Genomic DNA, 21,901 nt, shown 5'->3' with positions numbered 1-21,901 from the left:
TAGGAATTCCTACAAGACGCAAGGCCGCTCCTTAGTGGGAGTGGCCCAATCACTTTCTCATTTTCCAAACAAATCGGATCTTCTCATTTCGAAAATCTTCCGGATGAGTTTGTTTAGTAATATCTTGGATATCTTCCCAAAGGATATCATCAGCTTCTAACTTGAATTTTCTAAAATTTGTAGAGAAAAAGAGAACCGCACCTGGCGCAGAAAAATCTCTAAAGATAGAATTTAGCAGGAAAGAATAATCTCTTTGCACATCAAAAATATCCTTCATCTTCTTGCTGTTAGAAAATGTAGGAGGATCTACTATAATAAGATCATACAGTATTCTGTTAGAGTTTGTCCTTTCTCTCTTTAGCCACTCTGTAATATCTTCTCGAATAAACTCATGCTCTTCGTAAGAGAATCCGTTTAGTTCGAAATTTTCCTTAGACCAGTCCAAGTATTTCTGAGAAAGGTCCACGCTCGTAATTTTTTCTGCGCCACCGTCAGCTGCATAAACAGAGAAAGCCCCGGTATAGGAATATAAATTTAGAACATTCTTCCCAGAGGCTTCTTTTCTAAAAAGATCTCGAGTAGTCCGGTGATCCAAAAAAAGACCTGAATCTAAATAATCACTTAAATTTACTTTAAACTTCAATCCACCTTCATTTGCTTCAATGGATTTCTCTTGGGTATCCAATTTCTCGTATTGTAGATTTCCTTTCTTACGTTCTCTCGTTTTCCAAAATAAATTTTCTGGAGAAAGTTGAAGGATTTCGATTATAAAGTTTCGGATTGTATTTCTTTCCGATTCTCTTTCTTCGTCGGACATCGGATAAGAATTTAAGTATTCAGAGACCAGGCAAAAATTTTCGTATAGATCTATTACGATCGGGACCTGGGGAATGTCGCGATCATAAATCCTAAAGCAAGTAATCCCCCTTCTTCTCGCCCATTTTTTCCAGTGTTTGGACATCCTGGCCAGGCGATTGGAGAACATTTCTAAATGTTTCATTTCTCCCAAAGTTTCGGATCCACCTCTATTAAGGGATAAACTTTTGCATCCCCATCATTATAATGCCACCATTCAGAACTGATCTGTTTGAATCCGTGCTTTGTTAGAATTCCAACCAAGATCTTCAAATTTTCAGAAACGGTTGGCGTAAGGTCTTTACGAAAAGGAGAAGCTTTGTATGTGAATTCGTCATAAGCACTCGGCATTTCCAATTCATTTCCTTCCGAATCTATAAGTGTAAGATCTACTGCCCCGCCTCGATTATGAACCGAGCCTCCTGTGTTAGGATTTCCAACATATCTTGGATTTGGGACCTTCTCCCATAAAATCTTTTGTGCATAAGGGGGCCGATACCCGTCCCAAATTTTAATCCTGTATCCGAAAGTTTGAAAGTCGGAGTTGGCAGCTTTTAATTTTTCTGCTGTTTCTTTTCTGAGTAAACAGGTATGAAAAGGATAGATAACGGAGCCTGTAAAATTTTCGGAAGTAGAATAACGTAAATCAATCTCGATACTTGGATCTATATCTTTTACGTTTACTAATCCATTTTCGATCTTTAAAGGAGGTGGGCTTTCTTCTAATTTCGGGATTGGAGGTTTTTGGCAATAGAAGAAGCTAAGCAGAATTAAGATTGGACCGATACTGCGAACTCTCATGCAAGAGTTTATTTCTGCCTTTAAGCTCTGTGTCAATCAATACTAAGTGACCGGCTTCAATAGCCGATCATAATCTTCCAGCGGACACAAACCTGGTCTTATAGTAGTTTTCGTCCAAAGAATTAATTGTTACACCTTTCACAACGGAAGCATGTACAAACTTCCTATCTTTGAGATAAACTCCCATATGACTGATCTTCTCGCCATATATATTAAAAAATACTAAATCTCCCTCTTGCAGATCGGATTCAGAGATCCTTTTGACCTGTTTGGAAATACTTTCAGAAGATCCTGCAATTGTTTTGGAATATGCTTTTTGCACCAACTTTGCTGAGAGACTGGAGCAATCTATCCCAGACCTATCTTTTCCGTTGTCTCTATGAGGGATTCCGATCCAACGTTGGGTTTCTTTAAACAATTCCAAATTATCTTTGGGATTGATCTCTAATTTCCAAGTTTCATAAAAATACTTATGAACTTCTTTATCGGATAAGGACTTTGCTTGGTCTGCAACGAGCACCAGTGCGAAAAAAGGTATGATCAAAAAAGAAAGCGCTCCCGAGTTTGGGAGAACTTTCTCTTTCCATAAAACTAGAATTTTTTGGATTCCGTTCAAGATCATGTTTATCTGACCCTTTTAAAACGGAATCGGTTTCTTTTTTTTAGGTCAGTTCAGATAGCGCCGACCTCGGGCCTAAACTACTTTTTTCAGCCGATTTCCCAAACAAACTCCCTGATCTTCTCACTTACCATGTCTGGCATTGTTCTTTGAATCCAATGATTGCTATCATATGTATATTCTTTATAAGAATCGCAGATCCTTTCATGAAGTCTGTATAACTCCGGTCGGATCGCAAAATCTTTAAGTGGTATTAGAACCTGGACAGGAGCTTTGATATGTTTCGGTTCCGGATACTTCTCCCCTCGAAGCAATTCTCTATACAAATTCACATTGGAAACTGTTGTAGCAACAATCTCTTCTTTGGATTTATTTCTAAGAGTATCATTCTTAGGAACTCCTCCTGTATTCATTGTATACTTCCAGAAAAATTTGCTAAAAGTTCTCCAGATCCATTCCGGCAGAAAAGGAATTTGGAAATATAGAATGTACCAAGATCTTTTGAGCTGAGAAAGTGCTTTGTAGAAGGAGATCGGATTTCCAGATAGAGCCATTTGAAAAGCACTCCTGCGCCCAAGCACAGGATGAGGTCCGCCCATAGCTGTATAAGATTTTGCCCAAACTGATTTTTGTTCGTCCGCAACGAATGCCCAACTGATGAGAGATCCCCAATCATGAGCAACAAGATGTACAGGCTTATCATTTCCTACAAACCGGATCACTGATTCAAGATCTTCGAATATTCTACGAACATTATATGCCTTTTGTTTTTTAGGCTTATCTGATTTTCCGGAGCCTCTTAAATCCAAAGCGGCCACATTATAATCCTCTTTTAAGGATTCCATCTGGTAGGACCAGACCCTATGATCGTCAGGATATCCGTGAACGAATAAGACTGTGGGTCTGTTAGGCCTTTCTTTCGCTGTATGATTATACTTCACATACAAAGAAACATCGCCGTTATGGACAAAGGTTTCTTTAAAAACTTCTGTCTTTTCTTTTTTCACTCCGTTTTCCAGTTGGGTAGCCGCCATATTTTCGCCTCTTCTCGTTTAAGAAAATTTTTGTCCCAGTCTTTCCATTCCTCTTAAGAAACCAGGAGACAGTCTTGTCAGGAAGCGCAATAATTTCGCAGTGAATCCTGGGAATACATGCATCTTTCTTTTTTCAATCCCTCTTACTATGGCTCTAACCACCATCTGAGGACTGTCTACGATCAAAGAAGGAACTACTTTAGGTTTATCTGTTCCGAATTGTTGAGAATGTAGTATGTTTGTGTTCGCGAAGAAAGGATATACGTTAGTTGTATATATTCCTTGGTGTCTATAACCTGAATCCAATGCTTCTCCCAAGGCTCTGATCCCGAATTTGGAAACAGAATAATATACTAACTCACCTGGAGCTGTAATCCCTGCGCAAGAAGATAAATTTACGATCTGTCCGTATTTTCTTTCTAACATTGCAGGCAAGAATAAACGAGAAAGATAAATTGGAGCGTATAGGTTTACATCCAAAATCAATTTCCATTTGTCCATTGGAACATCCAGTAATCTTCCACCGAATGCTAAACCTGCGTTATTAACAAGAATATCAATCTTAGGTTGGATCTTGATCGCTTCTTTATAAGCTTTTTCGCAACCTGATTCGTTACTTAAGTCCGCTGCAAAACTTCCAAGTATTTTGCCTGGAACTGGTTTAGAATTTTCTAAATAGAATTCTGCCTTGGTTTCAGGTGCTTTCATATCAGTAAGCACAAGATTGGCGCCTTTCTTTAAGAGTTGTTTGGTTAATTCTTTACCGAAACCACCGCTTGCTCCGGTGATTAAAATGTTTTTCTCGCTTAGTCTGCTCATGCAATTTCCTTAATATTTATGCTCTGGAGATTCGAAGATCATCCTGCTCAATTCAAGATTATCTTCTTGTTCCGGATGAAATCCAGGACGGAAGTATCTGAAGAATGCACCCGTCGCATGGAAGAAGACCTTTTCGTCTATAAAGATAAAACGGAAAGCATCTTTTCTAGTTTTCCATTTAAAAGTTAGTCCTTCTTGCCAAAGTAGAATTTCAGCTCCTATGAATGTTGCCGCCCAGAATACGATGGTTACTCCAAGGAAAGTGATCATTCTTCTGAAATAATTTCCGCTGATATCTAAGAATACATCATAAGCCGCAGATTTATGTTCTATCTCTTCTGCGGCATGCCATTCCCAAAGACGTTTCATTTCTGATTCTGCTTGGTCTAAGGCCTTGATTTGCAGACCGATAGTAGCTACAAGAGAAGTATAATGTTCTGCACCTGCAGTTGCCGCCAAACAAGACTTAGCTGATAATATTTTTTCCACAAAATTCACGAAGAATGAATTCACGAAATCAGTGAATGCCTTGATCTTAAAGCCCTGGTCTTCTAGGATTTTCCAGGTTTTTTTGTGTTCTCCCGCATGCTGGGCTTCTTGGCCCATAAACGCCTTAGCGTTTCTAAGAACTCTTGGATCTTTTATATTTGGCAGGAATTTCTGGATACTTCTGATAAAAAATCTTTCTCCATCCGGAAAGAATAAGGTCCAGGTATTCAGAATATGGGTTTTATATGCAGAACCGTCCATCCAATGTTTACTTGTACCGTTTTCGCTAAATTCGAATTTAGGTTTTCTGACAGGATAAAAATGAAAATCCTTATCCTGTAATATTTCGCTGCTCATCATAAGCCTTCTAAATTAATTATTAAAATTATTGAATGTGTTTAACTAAGCCGGGACTTTTTCTTTCTGCTTTTTAGCACTTGCGGACGGCTTGGAGGACTTAGATTTTTTCTTTTCCTTCCAAAGACGAACATGAGGGAGTTCCTCATCCAACCAATAAGCAGTGGAATCTGTAACTACTAGGATCTCTTCCCATTTTGCTCCGAAGGATTCTGATTCCTTTGAACCAGAATATATCTTACCAATATGAGGTTCTACTGCCCATAGTCCTGGTTCTGCTCTGAAATCGGAAGCTTCTCCCCATAATGGAGAATGTCCAGAGACTCCAGGGATCAGATCTTTTATCATTTGAGGGAATAAGTATGCGAATGTTTGGAATGGAAATCCATTCACTCTTCCACCTGGAAAATTATAAGCTGGGAGTCTTCCTACCTTATGACCCAAAACTCCCTGAGGATAAATGGAATGACAGTTAACGTATCCGGATGCACGTATCCTTGCATCTACTTCCAAATAAATTTCGGATAAGGTTCTTTCTTCTAAAACTCTTCTTAAAATTAATTCTCTGTATTCTTCTAAATTTGCGAGCGCCTTGTCGTGTTCCGGATTTTTTCCGAACGAAAACGCGTAACCAACATCTGCCGCTCTTCCTGCAAACGTAGGAGCTACGTCTAAAATCACAGCCATACCTTCTTCTAATCTACGGTTAGAAGGTTGGAACTTTCCTCCGAAGTGTGGGAGTAAACCTTCTCCCTTTCTTAAATAGTTGAGAGAGAGTGGACGTTTGAATCCTCTAAATGCTGTCCTATCTCCGAACCATGCGAAGCCATAATGAAAGAAGGAAGTGCCGCCTGCGTTTCGGATATAATCGTCAATTTTGCGAGCTGCTTCTTTTTCGGTGATCCCTGGGTATAATTCCTTGCGTACGGATTCCACCGCTTCGTAAGCCAAGGCTTGCACTTTGCGGTAGGATTCTAGTTCTTCTTTAGGATATGTTTCTCGGGACATCGGTCTCTTCTCCTTCCTTGCGGAATCCGATAGGAAGGTTTTATCCTAACCGATATGCGAAAAACAATCGTCCGAACTTATAGTTTGCTACCCTTTTTTCTCCATTCTAGAGGAGTCATTCCTGTGATTTTCAGAAACTGTGCATTAAATGTGGACTTAGTATTAAATCCGACATCGTATGCGATGGAAAGAACAGTTCGTTCCAGGTCCTCTAATAGAAGAGTTTTGGCCTCTTCTACCCTAAATGAATTCAAGAATTCATTGAAGTTTTTGCCGTAAGTTTCGTTTAAAATGCGGGAAAGTTGGTGAGGAGATACCAATAGTTTTTCGGCGAAGTCCTGGATTTTCAGACTTTCTTCTTTGTAAATTTTATCTCCCTCTACTAACTCTTTGATACGAGTATGAAGTTGGTCCAGATCCAATCCATTCAGTTGGGTTCTTTCGTATCTTTTCTGTTGGATCTCCGACTTCAAAGAAATGAAAAAATTCGGATATCTTGAGGAGAATAAAAATACAAGAACGATCCCCAAAGTCTGGAAACTAGAACCCGCTGCCAATAAAAACTGATTCTTCAAAAAATATCCGAACCAACAAAGTTGGATCGTAGTGAAAACTACAAACAGGATTGTATACACTAGAGAAGAAAGTGGGATCTCAGTTTCCTTAGATGCCTTTCTGAATAGCACCCAAAGAAAAATGGAATAAACAGTTTGGTGGATGGAACCGAAGATCGTGACTCCAGTTAAAATATCCACCTTGGAACCGAACATCGCATTTCGGATATATTCTCTGATCTCTTCTGCAGGTAGAATTATATAAGCAATTAATTCCCCGAGTAAAAGTAGAACGGCCGGGATAAAATGTTTTCCGATCTGGATCTCTCTATCCAAAGCGAATTGGACCATATTTTTAGAGACCAAAAGTAACATCGGTCCCACTGCCCAGACCGCAGGGAAGAATGCAGGCCAGAACCAGATATGATCAGCGGCCCAAGGCACCAGACCTAGGCCCAATCGACTCTCTACCAAGGCGAGAATGATAGCTAGATAGAAGATCCCACCCGGCATCGCATTTTCCCTTTTTTTAGCGAGCTCCATCGCCGCGAGAAGTAGGCAAAGTGCGGTTCCAAATTGGATCCAAAAATGAAGAAAAAAACCGGGCAGATACTCCAAAACAAAATTCCTTCGAAACTTCGGGAGAGTAAATCTAAGGGAGAAGTTTTGTCCAGCCGAAAGGGAAAATTGCAGGCAGCGCCGAAGGAAGGTTTGACTCTTCTGCCCTTCCCCTGTTTCCTATCGGTATGAGCGATTTCGTAGAGTTAAAATTCGGAGACCAGGTCCACCGTCTTCCAGTAATCACAGGAACTGACGGGAATAAAGGAATCGATATTAGAGATTTGCATACTAAGACGGGACTGACTTCTTACGATCCCGGTTTTTTTAATACGGCATATGCCCAGAGTAAAATTTCCAGAAGGGACGCTCTTACTGGAGACTTACAATACAGAGGTTATGACGTCGCAGAATTAGTGCATTATTCCACATTTGTAGAGACAAGTTACTTGCTGATTTATGGAGATCTTCCGAATGAAAAGCAACTGAAAGAATTCTCTATGAAACTTTCCAAACATAGTTTGATCCATGAAGATATGATCAATCTATTCGATGGATTCCCAGGAAGAGCTCACCCACTTGCAGTTCTTTCCGTAATGGTTTCTTCTTTATCCAGTTATTACCAAGACGAATACGAAGAATATTTGGATCGAGGGATTGACCAAGCAGCGAGGCTTCTCGCAAAGATCAGAACAATCGCTGCATTCTCTTATAAGAAGATGATCGGGCAGCCTTTCGTTTATCCAGTGGATCGTCATCCATACTGTACAAATTTCTTATATATGCTTTTCTCTATTCCGTCGGTTAAATACCAACCTTCTGAAGAGCATGATAGGATCTTAAACCAACTTTGGATCTTATACGCAGATCATGAGCAGAATGTTTCGAACACTACTGTTCAGTTGATCGGTTCCACTCAAGCAAATATATTCGCTTCTGTATCTTCTGCGATCAACGCACTTTGGGGCTCCAGAGAAGGTGGAAGACAGATTGCTGCAGTAGAGTTAATTGAAGATATTATCAAATCTAAACTTTCAGTTCCTGAGTTTTTCGAAAGATTGAAAAAAGGGGAATTCCAACTTCACTCCACATGTTTCGGCCACGACGCATACAAGGTGAAAAGTAAACGTTCTACAATCGCTCAAAAATTATTCTTAGATTTTTATAAACAAAAGAAATTAGATCCAATTGCAGAAATCGCTCTACAAGTAGATGATTACGTAAGCAAAGATCCATTCTATCTGGAAAAAAATCTGTATCCGAACCTTGAGTTCTATAGCGCGATCCTATTCCATAGTTTAGGAATTCCTAAAGAACTTTTCACTGCAATGCAGGCCATCGGTAAACTTCCTGGCTGGTTGGCTCACTGGAGAGAACAAAGAACTGGTGTGAACGCTTCTCATAAGGTTCGTCCACGTCAGATCTTTACAGGCGAGACTCACAGAAAGTACAGACAGATCTTAGAAAGATAATCTTCTACATTTAAAAACCTCAGTTGCAATCAAACTGATCGCATACTAAAACTGCGCAAATGATTGCACTCAGGTTTTGCGGACTACCTGGATCTTCTAACTTTGCACATACCGCTAAGTAAGCGTCGCGAGTGAGATCATCCTCTCTCGATTCCTTCTTCATTTTTTGATCATTATCCAAATAAGAACATTGGAAAAGAAGAAGTAAACAAGCACAGAAACTTCTCATATAACACCCGGAAGGCGATTGATCTTATAGCTGAAATTTCTTTTGTCAAGCGAGGAGACGCTGAGATTTAATGGCACGCAGAGGCGCAGAGCCGCGGAGGGTTTTTTAGGTTTATTCGGCAATATAGTTTAAATACAATGTTGGAGCTCCTACATGGGTTTTTATCTTCTTATAAATCTCCCCTGAATCCACTCTCTGCGACTTTGCGTCTCTGCGTGAGATTTCTCCCTGCTGCCTCTTCCTAGCTCCGCGACTCCAAAGTCCAAAGGCAAAAAAAAAACCGTCTCCTTGCGGAGCCGGTCTGAATAGGTTTCAATTCTGTAAGTTCGTTTGATCTAAGATCTAATTAATTAGACCGATTTTTATCCGATAATGCCTTCAGGAAAGATACTATAGAATCTACCTCTTCGGTGGAAAGCTCTTTTCCAAGCTGCAAATATGCCATTTTTTTCACCGCTTCTGGCAGGGTTGCTACCTTTCCGTCGTGGAAATAAGGAGCAGTTAAAGCTATATTTCTAAGAGACGGAACTTTGAAGAAATACTTTTCAGCATCATTCTTACTCACTGCAGATCTTCCAACATCGGTTGTATTTTCGTAAGGATTCACCTGTCCTAGTTTACGGAAGCTGTTTCCACCCAATAAAGGCCCGTTATGGCATTGGATACATCCAGCGCTTAAGAAAGTTTCCAATCCCTTCTGCTCATCAGAAGTTAAAGCTCTATGATTTCCAGCTTGGAACTCGTCAAAACGGTCTCTGGTGATCAGAGTTCTTTCGAACGCAGCAATGGCCTCTGCCAAATTGTCATAAGTGATCTTTTTATCCTGATCCGGGAATGCTTTTGCAAACAGATCCACGTATTCAGCGATTTCAGACAGTTTTTTCTCCACTGCAGCTTCAGAAGGCATAGCCATTTCCACTGGGTTTAAGATCGGACCTTTTGCCTGAGCCTTTAGGTCAGCCGCTCTTCCGTCCCAGAATTGAACGAAATGGAATCCTGCGTTCAGAGATGTAGGAGAATTCCGATCTCCATTTTTCCCAAGTGCGCCTGGAGAAGTAGGAAGATTGTCCACTCCAGCGGTTTTGCCAAGAGTTCCGTGGCAGGAACTACAAGACTGTGAATCGTTGATAGAAAGACGTTTTTCGAAATAGAGTTTTTCGCCTAAAGCAATCTTAGCCGGAGTATCCTTTTCGGAACCTGGCATTTTTTCCGGAAGAATTCCGAAGGAAGTCTTCGCGTCTTGCATAAGCTGTTTTGTTTTCTCGGATGGACCACATGCCGAGACCAAGGCTAAAATTAAGCCCAAGCAAAGTATTTTTGTATTCTTCATTTTTCATCACCACAGATTAGAATCATTCTAATGCTGTGTAGAATCTAGGAATGAGGATTAGAGACAACTCTTTTTCTGAAGAATCCGATTTCTCTTTCGAAAAATTCTGCTAAGAATGCAATCTGAGTTCGAATTCGAATTTTCCAGGCTCACTTAGTAGGAAAAATCTTGCTCCTAACTTTTCGGCTCTCACTTTTAGGTCCGCTTCCAAATGAGAAGAAGGTTCTTCTTTTGTTTCTACAACTCCAGTTGCCTGTAACCTGAGTAATATAGAATCCCCTTCTTTTCCCCAGAAAATTTTAGATTCACCGGACCTTCTCGCGCCTATCTTTACCGCGTCGGAGAAGATCCTTTGGACCTGGAGACATTCGTCTATTCTCAAAAATTGAGAAACAGTTTGGATCTCTGAATGAGAGAATAACGGATTTTTCAAGACGAACTTTCTCATTTCATCTTCTACTAATTCTTCTTTTCCGCCCTGATGGTGCATCAGATCCAAAATATCTCTAACGCCTGATAAAGTTTGATTTAATTCGTTTTTAAGTTTAGAAAGTGATTTGTCTGAACTTTCTTTGGATTCCAATTGATCGATCAGAGAATGAAATCCTTTATCCATAGATTGATCCACTAAGGTAGCATATTTTGCTTTTTCCTCTGCGTTCAGTCTAAGCTGTTCATTATACTTAGATTGTAATTCTGCGAAGGCTTCCATCTTTTCCAGATCTTTAGTAAATCTTAATGATATAATATAAGAATTGAATGCTATAAATCCTACAAGCGCCGCCGGGAAACTATAAGGAATGAGAAAGTAAACTTCATATAATCCCCAAAGCACATCATTCACCATAGAGATCGCAAGTATGATCCCAGAAAGAAATACGGTTCTTGCTCTATCTTCTTTCTGCCACCATGCATATCCTAATGTTGCCAATAGAACTAAGCTGTAAAACGGAGGAAAATACATGAATTTAGAATACACTTCGATCAGTTCTTCTTCTCCCAATACAAAAACAGAAAGGACAAAAATAAGCATTGTGCTCATTGAGTTAGCTATCCATTTAGCTCCGAATTGTTTAGGATACATTGTCCTCAGGATCATGTATACAGAAGGGACCAAACAAGCTTCGCAGAAATATTCCATTCTGATACGCAAATCTAATGTGAGTTCAGGTGTAAGAATATATTGAAGTCCTGAAGTGACGAAAGAATAGAAGGCTACTAAAAAGCAAAATAATGAGAAAAATAACGGCACCAAATCTTTTCGATAAGATGCAAAGAAGATCAGATGATATAGACCGACTGAAAAAATAATCGCGACTAAAAGTGTTTCCCAAATTGTTTCCTGGATCACTTTAGATTTTAAAGCGTCCATATCCCCGATCAAGAATGGATTTCGTATCCCACCTTTTAAAAAATTTCCTCTATAATTCGAAACATTTACGATGAGTTCAGTATCCAAGGAATCCAAAAGATAGATCTGTGCATTCGGATGTGTCAAAAACTCTGTATCAAATCTGCTAGTTCCATTGATCCCATTTGCAAAGACCAATCTTTTTCCAAAATATACAGAGTATATCCCTGGGATCCTTGGAATATAGATCGCAAGATTCTTTTGCTCTGGAGATTTATGGATCTTTAATCTATAAGAACCATGTCCTTGTAATGTAAATTCTGGAGAATAATCCCTCCAAATTCCTGGAACAGGAAAATATTGTCCACTAGCCACATAACCTATATTAGGTGAGTATAAATTTCCCCAGTTGAATTCCCAGTCACCTTTAAGAGGATATATTTCTCCCCAAGGACTGACTGTACTCAAGTCTATACTTCCTTTATATAGGAGAGGAGTTTTTTCAGAAGTTTTGGTAGAACAGGAGGTTAAAAGGAAGAAGGCACATAGAAGGAATGCTAGATTTCTTTTTCTATCAGATCCATCCGATATTATGCCCACATGTATATTCAAAAAATTCGAAACAAGGAAATCAAATGAAAAACTTCGCCTAAGAAGTACTAGACTATTTTGGATTCTCAGCTTTGAGTTAGAAGAATTACAAATAGATACTTAAGGGATGGAAAGTTATTTCCTAACCCTCCTAGACCTTTCTATCTTAAACGCAATCCCTTGCGCATTGATCTGAGAATCAAAGCCTATGAATCTTTCCTCTTTTTCTCCAAAAGGAAGATGTCGGATATGAATTTGATCCTCCAAATAAGAACGGACTCTAGCTTCACAAAAGGCAACCAAAGTTTCTCCTTCTAAACCAGTCTTTTCCGCAGAGATCATAACATTTTTCATAACGTTAAGACCTTCTTTCATTTGAGAAGCTCCAGAGCGGATATCTTCCCAAACTCCGAAATGTGTAAGATAAGCCTTATCAGCACCTGTTGCAATTATCTTATCCACTGAAAGTATCGCTTCTTCAGGATCAAAATCTGTTGGTGTGGTAGAAGGAAATAATAAAGAATCTTTTCCTTTTCTAAATAATGTATAACCTATCCCGAAAGTGTCTCCGGTAAAGATCCCATTTGTTAGAGAATCATAAATGCAGAAATGATGATTTGCATGTCCCCTCGTATGCAAAAATTTAAATGTTCTTTTTTGCCACGCTAACTCTTCTCCATCGCCCATTGTTCTAACTCTTTCACTTGGAACGGGAAGAATTTCGCCATACAACTTAAAATAATTCTCTTCTCCATATACTTGGATGGAACTTTTGATCAAACGAGTAGGATCGATTACATGAGGAGCAGCTTTTGGATGAGCAAGAACAGCTGCATTTGGACAAAGAGAGATTAGTTTTCCAGTTCCTCCCGCATGATCCAGATGAACATGAGTGATTATAATATAATCTACGGATTCAGGAGTAAGACCTTCTTCCTTTAGTGCTTCTAATAAAATTGGAACTGCATAATTCGTATTATTTTCTACGAATACAGCTCTATCACCGTCCACTATCAGATAGGCACAGGCGAGTCCTGCTTCTACATATCCGCAATCTATCGTTCGAATCTTGTCCAAAGGTCTCTCCGCAAATAGTATGCAGTAGTTAGACGAGTGTTCTCCGATTAAACCACTGGATGGACAACCTCTTTGTTTTCAATTTTTGGATCCCCTAGTTTACGATCTAGATATTCGTCAGGGATAGACTGCAATGCTTCTAAAAGTAATTTCGGACTAGGGTTAGAATACATTTTTTCTGTGAGAATCCTGCGATAGGAACGAGCACCCCGGACCTCATGAAATGCTCCCAGTAAATGTTTTAAGATCCGGCTAGGCTTTTCACCTAATGCAGTTTGAGAAGACACATATTCTTGCGTAGACTCGAAAATCTCTCTACGACTCAGATTGGAAGGTTTTGCTCCGAAAAATTCTGAATCCACATCTGAGAATAAGAATGGATTTTCGTAAGCTGCTCTCCCGATCATAACTCCATCAACTTTGTCTAAATGGGAATGTATATCTGAGATAGATCGAACTCCTCCGTTCAATTCTATCACAAGATCAGGAAAACTTTTTTTGATAGAATATACATCCTCATAACGTAATGGAGGAACAGTTCTATTTTGAGCAGGACTTAAACCTTCCAATATCGCAATTCTTGCATGTATAGTGATCCTTCTCGCACCTGCTATGCTTACAGATCTTACGAATTCATGCAGATCTTCTAATGTTTCTTTTCCTCGAACACCAATACGACATTTTACTGTAACGGGTATTGAAGTTTTGGAATCCATTTCAGAGATACAATCAGCGACCTTATTCGGGTCTTTCATCAAACAGGCTCCGAAATTTCCCACTTGGACCTTATCACTTGGACAACCAACATTCAAATTGATCTCAGAGTATCCGTATTCTTCTCCAATCTTAGCGCATTCTGCAAGTTGAGAAGGATTATCCCCGCCTAGTTGTAAAGAAACAGGAGATTCTTCTTGTGAAAAACGTAAGAATCTATGTTTGTCCCCTCTTAGTATGGCACCCGTAGTCACCATTTCAGTGTAGAATAATGAATGTTTAGTGATCAGTCTTAAGAAAAAACGAAAATGCCTATCTGTCCAGTCCATCATTGGAGCCACCGATACGGGATATAAGATTGGCTGTTTTTTTTCGAAAGACATATACTTCGACTAATACGATCCTCGGTTTTCGGTGTGAGCAGTCAAGCCTCATGAAATGGGCTTGGTTTGATTTCCGACCATTTCATTTTGGTTCTATAGAATGGATTCAAAGAGACTAAATCCGGATTTTTACCGCAAAACTCTAGCCTGTGGCTTATTTCTGATTTTCTCCTCATGTAAGAGTATGAGTGGGATTCTAGACTCGATCATTATCAATGCGGGTGCGGAATATACTGCTTTGGATTTTTTTACTCATCCTTCCAATGTCCAAGGAATACCTATCAGTAAGTTCAGTGTCCCTGGTTCAGACACAGATACAAGTGTGGTCAGCAGGGATTCTACAACTACTCGTGGATTTTATTCGATTGGATCTGTTCCAAGCAGGATCCCTGGCACTAGAGATATCAAAGGTTTTTTTTCTTTCTTAAGCGGGCTTGCCTGGTCTTTCAATTTAACTTCTCCCAGAACGTATAGAGGAAATCTAATCAATTATCCGGATGACGGAAGACGTTATCTTGCATTTGACGAATATGTATCTAATCAACTTTTCCCTCTTCCTCCTCAAGTGGGAAGAAACATGGAATACACTTACGAAGATTATCAGATGTATTTCACACTTTATTTAGGTTATTATGAAGGAAAGAATGTAAACTTTGGAGTAGGACCAATATATGGACTCGCAGTCTATAGAATGGACATTATAGAAAGAGAACAAAGGATCTCAAGCGTCAAAAATCAGCTCCAAGAATTAAAGGGACTTCGTTTATTATTTGAATATAATATAGGCCAATACTTTCCAGAAACTATACTTTATAACGCGTATTTATTTTTAGAGGTCACAAGTTTCGGAGATCTGGATGGGAAAGGTATGAACATCAGGAACCAAGTTGCAACTGCAAACGGATTGCCTGCTCCTTCTCTTTATATGAACATGACTACTTATAGAATGGGAGTCAGAAAAGAATTACAACTTTCTAAAGAGCCTCATAAAAAAGAAGAAGGACCAGCATATCCTCCTCTACAAAATCTACCTTCCGCTGGTCTTCCTCCTAAAGAAGATGCCAACGCCGATACGGAAAATCCTGGATGATTGACTGGAAAGAAAACGGCACCCCCGTTTCCAGAGAATTTAACGATATTTATTTTTCGCTGGAAAATGGATTAGAAGAAACCAAACATGTTTTTCTAAAAGGAAACAGATTAGAAGAAAGATTATCTTCTTCTGAAACACAATATTCATTCTCTATTTTAGAATTAGGATTTGGGACAGGTTTAAATTTTTTCGCCGCCTGGCAACTTTGGAGAAATTGCAAAAAAAGAACTAATGCCCGAGTTCTCAGATTCACTTCCTTCGAAAAATATCCATTAGAAAAAGATGATATTAGAAAAGCGATCTCTGCTTTTCCTGAACTTTCAGAACTATTAGAATTATTTTTAGAAAAATATATATTACTCGTCCCTGGATGTAATACTTTCTTATTCGAAAAAGAAAATTTGATCTTGGACCTTTGGATAGGGGATGCAATCAAATCTCTTCCAGAAACTAACGGAAAATTCGATGCATTCTTCTTAGATGGATTTGCTCCTTCTAAAAACCCTGATCTCTGGGGAGAAAATATTTCTATTCAACTCAAAAGACTTTCTAATAAAAATGCAAGTTTTGCAACATTCACTGTGGCAAGATCTGTAAAAGATTGTTTAAGTGATGCAGGCTTCTCTCTTTCTAAAATCCCAGGATATGGAAGAAAAAGAGAAATGCTCATTGGAGTATACGAGTCCGAACTGGAACCGGACTTAAATCCAATCCCATTCTTAAGAAGAAATTCCTCATTTGGCAAAATTCCTGAAAAAGTATCTGTACTTGGGGCAGGACTTGCTGGGGCAAGTATTGCAAGAGCATTAGCCTGGAGAGGGATCCAAGTAGAAGTTTGGGATGATCACGACGCGTTACGTGCATCTTCTGTTCCAATGGCAGTTTCTCATCCTCATATAACCAAGGGAGAAACTCCAACTAGTTTATGGACAATTCGTTGTCTTGGAAATTCTATCCGCCGTTATTCTGATCTTTTATCCAAGGATTCTTACCAAATTTCCGGCACATTACAACTCTCAGGAGACGATCTTCCTTGGGCTCGATTGGAAGAAGGTGTTAAGGCACATTTTTTATCCAAAGAATTAGCAGATTTAAAACCGAACCTTGGAAAAAACTTTCCCGAAGATGTAAAAGGTATCTATTATCCTTCTGGCTTCTGGACAGATACTCCTGTCTTAACAGAAAAACTTTTAGATCATCCTAATATTTTACTCAAACAAGGGAAAGTAGGATCAATCTCTTTCGAAAACGAAGAATGGATATTGTTCTCAGAAAACAAAGAGGTCTTAATTAAAACGGAAGTTTTGGTCTTAGCAAATTCATTTGGAATAGAAAGTTTACTGCAAGGTTTATGGGGAGAAACTCCCTTCTCCCTTAGGTCCGTTAGAGGACAATTAGAAATATTAGAAGATCCGAATATTGATTCCGAAAAAGATCCGATCAATGTAGGAGAAAAATATCTAACTCCTTCTAAAAATGGGATTAGAGTTAACGGATCCACATTTGATGAATTTGATTTAGATCCAAATCCGAGAACCAAGGATAGAGAAGAAATTTTAGAATATTCTCAAAATACATTCTTAGGCTTAAACTGGGAACAGATCAAGGTTCGTTCTGACTTCGTTGGGATACGTTCCCAAACCCCAGATCGATTTCCGATCCTTGGCCCGATCTATTCTTCGGAACCTTTTCGAAAAATATACTCAGGTATGAGTCTTCCAAAAAATCGAAAGAAAGAATTCCCTTTTTTAGAACCGCAAAAAAACCTGTTTGTGTTCGGCGGTTTGGGATCTAGGGGAGTTTTGACTTCCCTACTGGGAGGGGAAATTTTGGCGGAGATTCTTTTAAACGAACCTTTATCTATCGAAAATAGCTTGTACTCTTCTCTACATCCATCAAGATTTCTATACCGTAAGATCCGAAATCAAGAATAAGGAAGAAGTTTCAACTTGTCTGCAATCACTGGAACAGTCTCCTCTTCGATAGAGGATTGGAAAAAGATCCTACATACCCATTTCGGATTCTCCCAATTCAGGCAAGGCCAATGGGAAGCAGTCCGAGCGTTATTGGGAAGAAAAGATGTGCTCGCAATTCTTCCCACAGGCGGCGGAAAATCACTCATCTATCAATTGCCTTCCTTTGCAGAGGCAAGTTCTCTTACTATCGTAATCTCTCCATTGATCGCATTAATGAAGGATCAAGTAGACGGACTAAAAGCGAAAGGTATCCAAGCAGCTTATTGTAATTCTACCCAAGATGATCTGGAGCAAGTCAGAGTTTTATCTTCTGCTGCAACTGGAAAGATTAGAATATTATATATTTCTCCAGAACGAGCTGTCTCACGTTCTTTTTTAAATCTACTTCCAAAACTTCCAGTGAGTTTAATGGCAGTGGACGAGGCACATTGTGTTTCTCAATGGGGTCATGATTTCCGTCCTGAATACAGAAAACTTCATACATTACGTTCTTATTTACAAGAAGGAACTCCTTGGGTAGCCCTGACTGCTACCGCAACCGATAGAGTTAAAAAAGATATCTCTGATAGTTTAGGATTAAAACTCCCTTTACATGTGCAAGGGACATACGCCAGAGAGAATTTAAAATTTTCGGTAGTATATCCAGACTCAGAAAGAGAAAAAGAAAATTTGCTTTTAGAAATATTAGAAAAGGGGTTTTTTCAAAAATCTGTTTCAGGAAAAGTAATAATCTATTGCTCTACCCGCGCAAAAGTGGACGAAATTTACGAACTTCTCCGCAAATCAGGATACAAAGTAGGAAAGTATCACGCAGGAAGAACAGACTCGAGCCGGGAAAAAGCGCAGGAAGGATATTCATCCGGAAAAACGAATATACTTGTAGCCACAAACGCATTCGGAATGGGACTAGACAGCCCTAACGTAAGATTGGTCCTTCATTATCAGGTACCTTCTTCCTTAGAAAGTTATTACCAAGAAGCAGGAAGAGCTGGTAGAGACGGTAAAAATTCTGATTGTGTATTATTCTTCTTACCTGGCGATTTAAGCGTTCAAAGTTTTCTTCTTTCCAAAGAAGCAAATTATAAGGGAGGAGAAACCCTACTCTCTCATGTAAAATCTTATGTAAGTTCTCCTGACTGCAGGCAAAAGATCTTATGTGATTATTTCGGAGAAAAAATCTCTAATTGTGGATCCTGCGATACTTGTGCAGATTCCGCATCTTCTCATTCTGCAAGACTTGCCTATACAGAAAGAGAAAGATTAAAAGCAGAAAAGAAAAAGGAGAAAGAATCTCATATCTTCGATGCAGACGAGATCAGATCGATAGAAGGATTGATCTCAGAATATCCTGCAAAATTTGGTAAAAAAATCATCGCAGGCACTTTAAGAGGCGCAAAATCTAAAGATATACTCCGCAGAAGATTGGATAAATCTGAATATTATTCTTCCTTAAAGCATGTTCCTGAAGAATCTATTCTTAAACTTTTAGAAGATTGGCAGAAGGCTAAAAAACTTTCTGTTAAAGGGGATAAATATCCTAAAATCTATCTAACTGCATTCGGAAAACCTAAACCGGTATTTGACGATCCCGATAAACCTCGCAAAAAAGTTCCACTTAGCGGGGATAAACTTATTCTGAATGAACTCAAAAACTTCAGAGACAGGATCGCGAGACGTAATAAATGGAAGAAGTTTATGGTGCTCCAAAATCCTGTGCTTGTCCGAATTGTTTCCCAGAAACCGGAAAGTCTGGAGGATCTAATGGCAATCAAAGGTATGGGAGAAGCCAAAGTTAGACAATATGGGAGAGAAATTTTAGCTATTTTAGAGAAGTTTTAACCTTTTCTACTTTTCGAACCTAAAAAAACGCCTTGCACACATCTTAAAGATTTCCTAATCTGACCAGCCAATCTATTTGCTGATTTTATACATTAGGAAAACTATATGTTTCTGATCCGTCTTATCTTTCCATACTTCAAAGTTTCCAAGACCAAAGCTTTAAACGAAGTAAATGTTTGGCTTCAAAGTAAGGAGACAAAAGATTCTCCTCCTGCTACAGATTATATTGCATTCATGGATAACCTAGCATTCCAACAATACAAAGACAGAATTTCCAAAAAGATGGGAGTTCCTGAATCTGAACTGGAAATATACAGATCTACAGAAAGGACCAAACTTTTATACAGACCTTTTTTTATAATCTTCTTCATTGGAATGTTGTATTTAGGGATCAATTTATTCTTAGAGATCCAGCCCTATTTAGGAAAGTCCAGATTAGAAAAACCGTTTATAGAAAATCTTTTACCGTCCGGAAAAAAAGAATTGGTAGAGATGGATGGATCTTTCTGTAGATATATGATCAATAATGCTTCCGAGATTGCAGAAGATTATTTTTATATAGGTTGGTATTTATTCAGCATTGGCTCTATATGCACATTTTTAGGATCGATTATGGATTCCAAACATCATGGGATCTTAAAGATCGCACTTCCATTTGTAGGTTTATTCATTTTAAGTATCGCCTGGAAAATATTCGATAATTCTAAATTAGCAGGACTTGCAGCGGGAAGATCCATGATCCATTATAATGAAGAAAAAGATTCGGATAAAAAATGCAGGCAAGAATGGGCCAATCTCAGACAAGGGATCGCAAACTTGGTTCCTTCTGGAATAGATGGAGATACTTCTAAATAGTTTAGAATAGAGAAGGAAACAGATCTTCTTCGTCTTCACTTTTGATCTGAGAACTTTTACTTTCTGGATGAGAAAGGCTTAAACCTAAAAGGCGAATTGGAAAAATAGATTTACCGGATCCCAATATAAATTCTTCCAAAAGTTTAGATCCGATCCGGTACAATTCATTTTTATCCAGATAGGAATAGTCTTCAGTAATACTCCTGGTCTTTTGGGTGAAGTCTGAAAATTTTACTTTGAGAGTAATTGTTTTTCCTGGAAAAGGTTTTTGTAAAAGCCTTCTTTCTAATTCTTCAGCGATATCAGCAAGTTCTCTAAATATATCCGAGCCATTTTCCAGGTCTTTAGCAAACGTAGATTCTGCACCTAAGGATTTTCTTTCTCTATAAGGCTCTACAGGTCTATCATCTAAACCCCTGCATACTGCAAAGAACCAACGGCCAGATTTACCAAAATTTTGGCCTAACATCTCCAGGCTTTTTTCTTTTAGGTCCTTTCCCTTTTTGATCCCAAGTTCATGCATTTTTTTTAATGTAACTTTTCCAATCCCTGGAAATACAGAAACATCTAATGAATCTATAAACTTTTCAATCTGCTCCGGACGAACGATTGTCATTCCATTCGGTTTATTTTGGTCGGTAGCAATTTTAGCTAAAAATTTATTGATGGAAACTCCAGCCGATGCTGTCAGCTGAGTCTCTTCGAAAATTCTTTCTCTTATCTCTTTTGCAACTTCACTTGCATAAGGAATATTCTTCTTATTTTGGGTGACATCTAAAAATGCCTCGTCCAAGGACAACATCTCCACAAGGTCCGTGTATTCTAAAAAAATTTGTCTGATTTTTGAAGATACTTTTCTGTATGCTTCGAAACGAGGAGTTACAAAAATCCCGGAAGGACAAAGTCTCGCAGCTTGAGAGCAAGGCATTGCAGAGCGAACTCCGAATTTCCTTGCTTCATAACTTGCAGCGCATACCACCCCCCTGGAATCCGGAGGACCTCCAACAATGATTGGTTTGCCCCGATAACTCGGATTATCTCTTTGTTCTACAGAAGCATAAAATGCGTCCATGTCTACATGTAGAATTTTTCGAATCATCTTCTTCCATCTATACTAAACGGATATATAGATTAGTCAAGTTTAATCCGAAACCCTAAGATAGGTTAAAACATAAACCGACTTTGTACCATTCTTCTTTAAAATTCGGCATGCCTCGTTCACACTTGCGCCAGTAGTAAAAACATCGTCCAATAATAATATCTTAGAAGGGCAACGATCCTTCCAATTCGATTTGATTCCCCATGCAGAATACGCATGAAAAAATCTTTCGGAGAAATTTTTGCCCGCCTGTCTTTCCGGACTTGTTTTTATCAATGGATCTATTAAAGGAATTTTTAATATTCTCCTTGTCTCTTCATACAATCTGCCGCTTGGAGAGAACGGTCTGAGATCAGGATTAAAAATTTTATTTTTAGAATAGCTAGGAAGAAGTATACAAGCATCCAAATCCAATGTTTTCAGCTCTCTCAATGCCTTTCTGATACCCAAAGAAAGAAAAATAGAAACAGGATATTCATTATTTGATTTCAGCTTATTTAATAATTCTCCTAAAAGGTCGGTCCTATCTCTCAGGCTGAAAACTTTTGTGAAAAATACATTTCTGGAATCGCAAAATTCACAAACCTTCTCTGCATCAGGCAAGGGAGAAGAACATACATTACATCGATATAATTGTTTGGAAGTCCGAGCAGCATAGTTGCATCTTTTACAAAGGCCTATTTTTAAGGAAAAGAAGTCTTCTCTGCCGCAAATCCCGCAGAGTAAAGGAAAGAAGAAATCCAAAAGCCGAAGAAAGTATAAAAATCTCATAAACGATACAGGTGTTAAACGATCTTT

At 38.8% G+C, this 21,901-nt stretch carries 20 protein-coding genes; 5 read left to right on the top strand and 15 right to left on the bottom strand.

What is annotated here, in order from left to right; all coding sequences use genetic code 11:
* Positions 1 to 49: 49 nt before the first annotated feature.
* From EHQ52_RS11295 to EHQ52_RS11260, 8 genes are all read right to left on the bottom strand, one after another.
* Positions 50 to 1,000, bottom strand: a complete 951-nt coding sequence (locus EHQ52_RS11295; protein WP_135615253.1) for a class I SAM-dependent methyltransferase — start codon at positions 998 to 1,000, stop codon at positions 50 to 52.
* Positions 997 to 1,656: a D-alanyl-D-alanine dipeptidase gene (gene ddpX / locus EHQ52_RS11290; protein WP_135615252.1), complete on the bottom strand. Its 660-nt coding sequence runs from the start codon at positions 1,654 to 1,656 to the stop codon at positions 997 to 999. The genes EHQ52_RS11295 and ddpX overlap by 4 nt, the downstream gene beginning before the upstream one ends.
* Before the next feature lie 67 nt (positions 1,657 to 1,723).
* Positions 1,724 to 2,278, bottom strand: coding sequence for a C40 family peptidase (locus tag EHQ52_RS11285; protein WP_135615251.1), 555 nt, complete (start codon positions 2,276 to 2,278; stop codon positions 1,724 to 1,726).
* A gap of 86 nt (positions 2,279 to 2,364) precedes the next feature.
* Positions 2,365 to 3,309: an alpha/beta fold hydrolase gene (locus tag EHQ52_RS11280; protein WP_135615250.1), complete on the bottom strand. Its 945-nt coding sequence runs from the start codon at positions 3,307 to 3,309 to the stop codon at positions 2,365 to 2,367.
* An 18-nt stretch (positions 3,310 to 3,327) separates the two neighbouring features.
* Positions 3,328 to 4,128, bottom strand: coding sequence for an SDR family NAD(P)-dependent oxidoreductase (locus EHQ52_RS11275; RefSeq protein WP_135615249.1), 801 nt, complete (start codon positions 4,126 to 4,128; stop codon positions 3,328 to 3,330).
* A gap of 9 nt (positions 4,129 to 4,137) precedes the next feature.
* Complete coding sequence (locus tag EHQ52_RS11270) at positions 4,138 to 4,974, bottom strand: metal-dependent hydrolase (protein WP_135615716.1); 837 nt, start codon at positions 4,972 to 4,974, stop codon at positions 4,138 to 4,140.
* A 45-nt stretch (positions 4,975 to 5,019) separates the two neighbouring features.
* Positions 5,020 to 5,982: a M24 family metallopeptidase gene (locus tag EHQ52_RS11265; RefSeq protein ID WP_135615248.1), complete on the bottom strand. Its 963-nt coding sequence runs from the start codon at positions 5,980 to 5,982 to the stop codon at positions 5,020 to 5,022.
* A gap of 77 nt (positions 5,983 to 6,059) precedes the next feature.
* Positions 6,060 to 7,154 (bottom strand): AraC family transcriptional regulator, encoded by a 1,095-nt coding sequence (locus EHQ52_RS11260; protein ID WP_135615247.1) that lies wholly within the window; start codon positions 7,152 to 7,154, stop codon positions 6,060 to 6,062.
* 128 nt (positions 7,155 to 7,282) lie between these two features.
* Between EHQ52_RS11260 and EHQ52_RS11255 the strand changes: the two genes are divergently transcribed.
* The gene (locus EHQ52_RS11255) at positions 7,283 to 8,566 is read left to right on the top strand and encodes a citrate/2-methylcitrate synthase (RefSeq protein ID WP_135615246.1); all 1,284 of its coding nucleotides are present in this window, start codon (positions 7,283 to 7,285) and stop codon (positions 8,564 to 8,566) included.
* Positions 8,567 to 8,585: 19 nt separating this feature from the next.
* Here EHQ52_RS11255 and EHQ52_RS11250 read toward each other — a convergent pair whose 3' ends face one another.
* The 5 genes from EHQ52_RS11250 to dusA all read right to left on the bottom strand — a co-directional run bounded on the left by EHQ52_RS11250 (position 8,586) and on the right by dusA (position 14,241).
* Positions 8,586 to 8,795, bottom strand: coding sequence for a hypothetical protein (locus EHQ52_RS11250; RefSeq protein WP_135615245.1), 210 nt, complete (start codon positions 8,793 to 8,795; stop codon positions 8,586 to 8,588).
* Between the two features lie 346 nt (positions 8,796 to 9,141).
* Positions 9,142 to 10,125: a cytochrome-c peroxidase gene (locus tag EHQ52_RS11245; RefSeq protein WP_135615244.1), complete on the bottom strand. Its 984-nt coding sequence runs from the start codon at positions 10,123 to 10,125 to the stop codon at positions 9,142 to 9,144.
* A gap of 109 nt (positions 10,126 to 10,234) precedes the next feature.
* On the bottom strand, positions 10,235 to 11,944 hold the full coding sequence (locus EHQ52_RS11240; RefSeq protein WP_135615715.1) for a 7TM-DISM domain-containing protein: 1,710 nt from the start codon (positions 11,942 to 11,944) through the stop codon (positions 10,235 to 10,237).
* 258 nt (positions 11,945 to 12,202) lie between these two features.
* A complete protein-coding gene (locus tag EHQ52_RS11235) occupies positions 12,203 to 13,144 on the bottom strand; it encodes an MBL fold metallo-hydrolase (protein WP_135615243.1) in 942 nt (313 codons plus the stop codon).
* Positions 13,145 to 13,191: 47 nt separating this feature from the next.
* Positions 13,192 to 14,241 (bottom strand): tRNA dihydrouridine(20/20a) synthase DusA, encoded by a 1,050-nt coding sequence (dusA, locus tag EHQ52_RS11230; RefSeq protein ID WP_135615242.1) that lies wholly within the window; start codon positions 14,239 to 14,241, stop codon positions 13,192 to 13,194.
* Positions 14,242 to 14,425: 184 nt separating this feature from the next.
* Between dusA and EHQ52_RS11225 the strand changes: the two genes are divergently transcribed.
* From EHQ52_RS11225 to EHQ52_RS11210, 4 genes are all read left to right on the top strand, one after another.
* The gene (locus EHQ52_RS11225; protein WP_244244838.1) at positions 14,426 to 15,331 is read left to right on the top strand and encodes an LIC10647 family lipoprotein; all 906 of its coding nucleotides are present in this window, start codon (positions 14,426 to 14,428) and stop codon (positions 15,329 to 15,331) included.
* Positions 15,328 to 17,268, top strand: a complete 1,941-nt coding sequence (gene mnmC1, locus EHQ52_RS11220) for an FAD-dependent 5-carboxymethylaminomethyl-2-thiouridine(34) oxidoreductase MnmC1 (RefSeq protein ID WP_135615241.1) — start codon at positions 15,328 to 15,330, stop codon at positions 17,266 to 17,268. The genes EHQ52_RS11225 and mnmC1 overlap by 4 nt, the downstream gene beginning before the upstream one ends.
* A 24-nt stretch (positions 17,269 to 17,292) precedes the next feature.
* Positions 17,293 to 19,149 carry a RecQ family ATP-dependent DNA helicase gene (locus EHQ52_RS11215; protein WP_425269393.1) on the top strand — a complete coding sequence of 619 codons (1,857 nt, stop codon included), beginning with the start codon at positions 17,293 to 17,295 and terminating at the stop codon, positions 19,147 to 19,149.
* A gap of 105 nt (positions 19,150 to 19,254) precedes the next feature.
* The gene (locus EHQ52_RS11210) at positions 19,255 to 20,004 is read left to right on the top strand and encodes a hypothetical protein (RefSeq protein ID WP_135615239.1); all 750 of its coding nucleotides are present in this window, start codon (positions 19,255 to 19,257) and stop codon (positions 20,002 to 20,004) included.
* Between the two features lies 1 nt (position 20,005).
* Here the strand turns inward: EHQ52_RS11210 and dinB are convergent, their stop codons facing one another.
* Positions 20,006 to 21,103: a DNA polymerase IV gene (gene dinB / locus EHQ52_RS11205; protein ID WP_135615238.1), complete on the bottom strand. Its 1,098-nt coding sequence runs from the start codon at positions 21,101 to 21,103 to the stop codon at positions 20,006 to 20,008.
* Between the two features lie 42 nt (positions 21,104 to 21,145).
* Positions 21,146 to 21,874 carry a ComF family protein gene (locus tag EHQ52_RS11200; protein ID WP_135615237.1) on the bottom strand — a complete coding sequence of 243 codons (729 nt, stop codon included), beginning with the start codon at positions 21,872 to 21,874 and terminating at the stop codon, positions 21,146 to 21,148.
* Between the last annotated feature and the right edge of the window lie 27 nt (positions 21,875 to 21,901).

It is taken from the genome of Leptospira koniambonensis (assembly GCF_004769555.1).
Lineage (GTDB): Bacteria > Spirochaetota > Leptospiria > Leptospirales > Leptospiraceae > Leptospira_B > Leptospira_B koniambonensis.
Note: the sequence above shows the minus strand (reverse complement) of the source record. Positions and strands in the feature narration are given on the sequence as shown.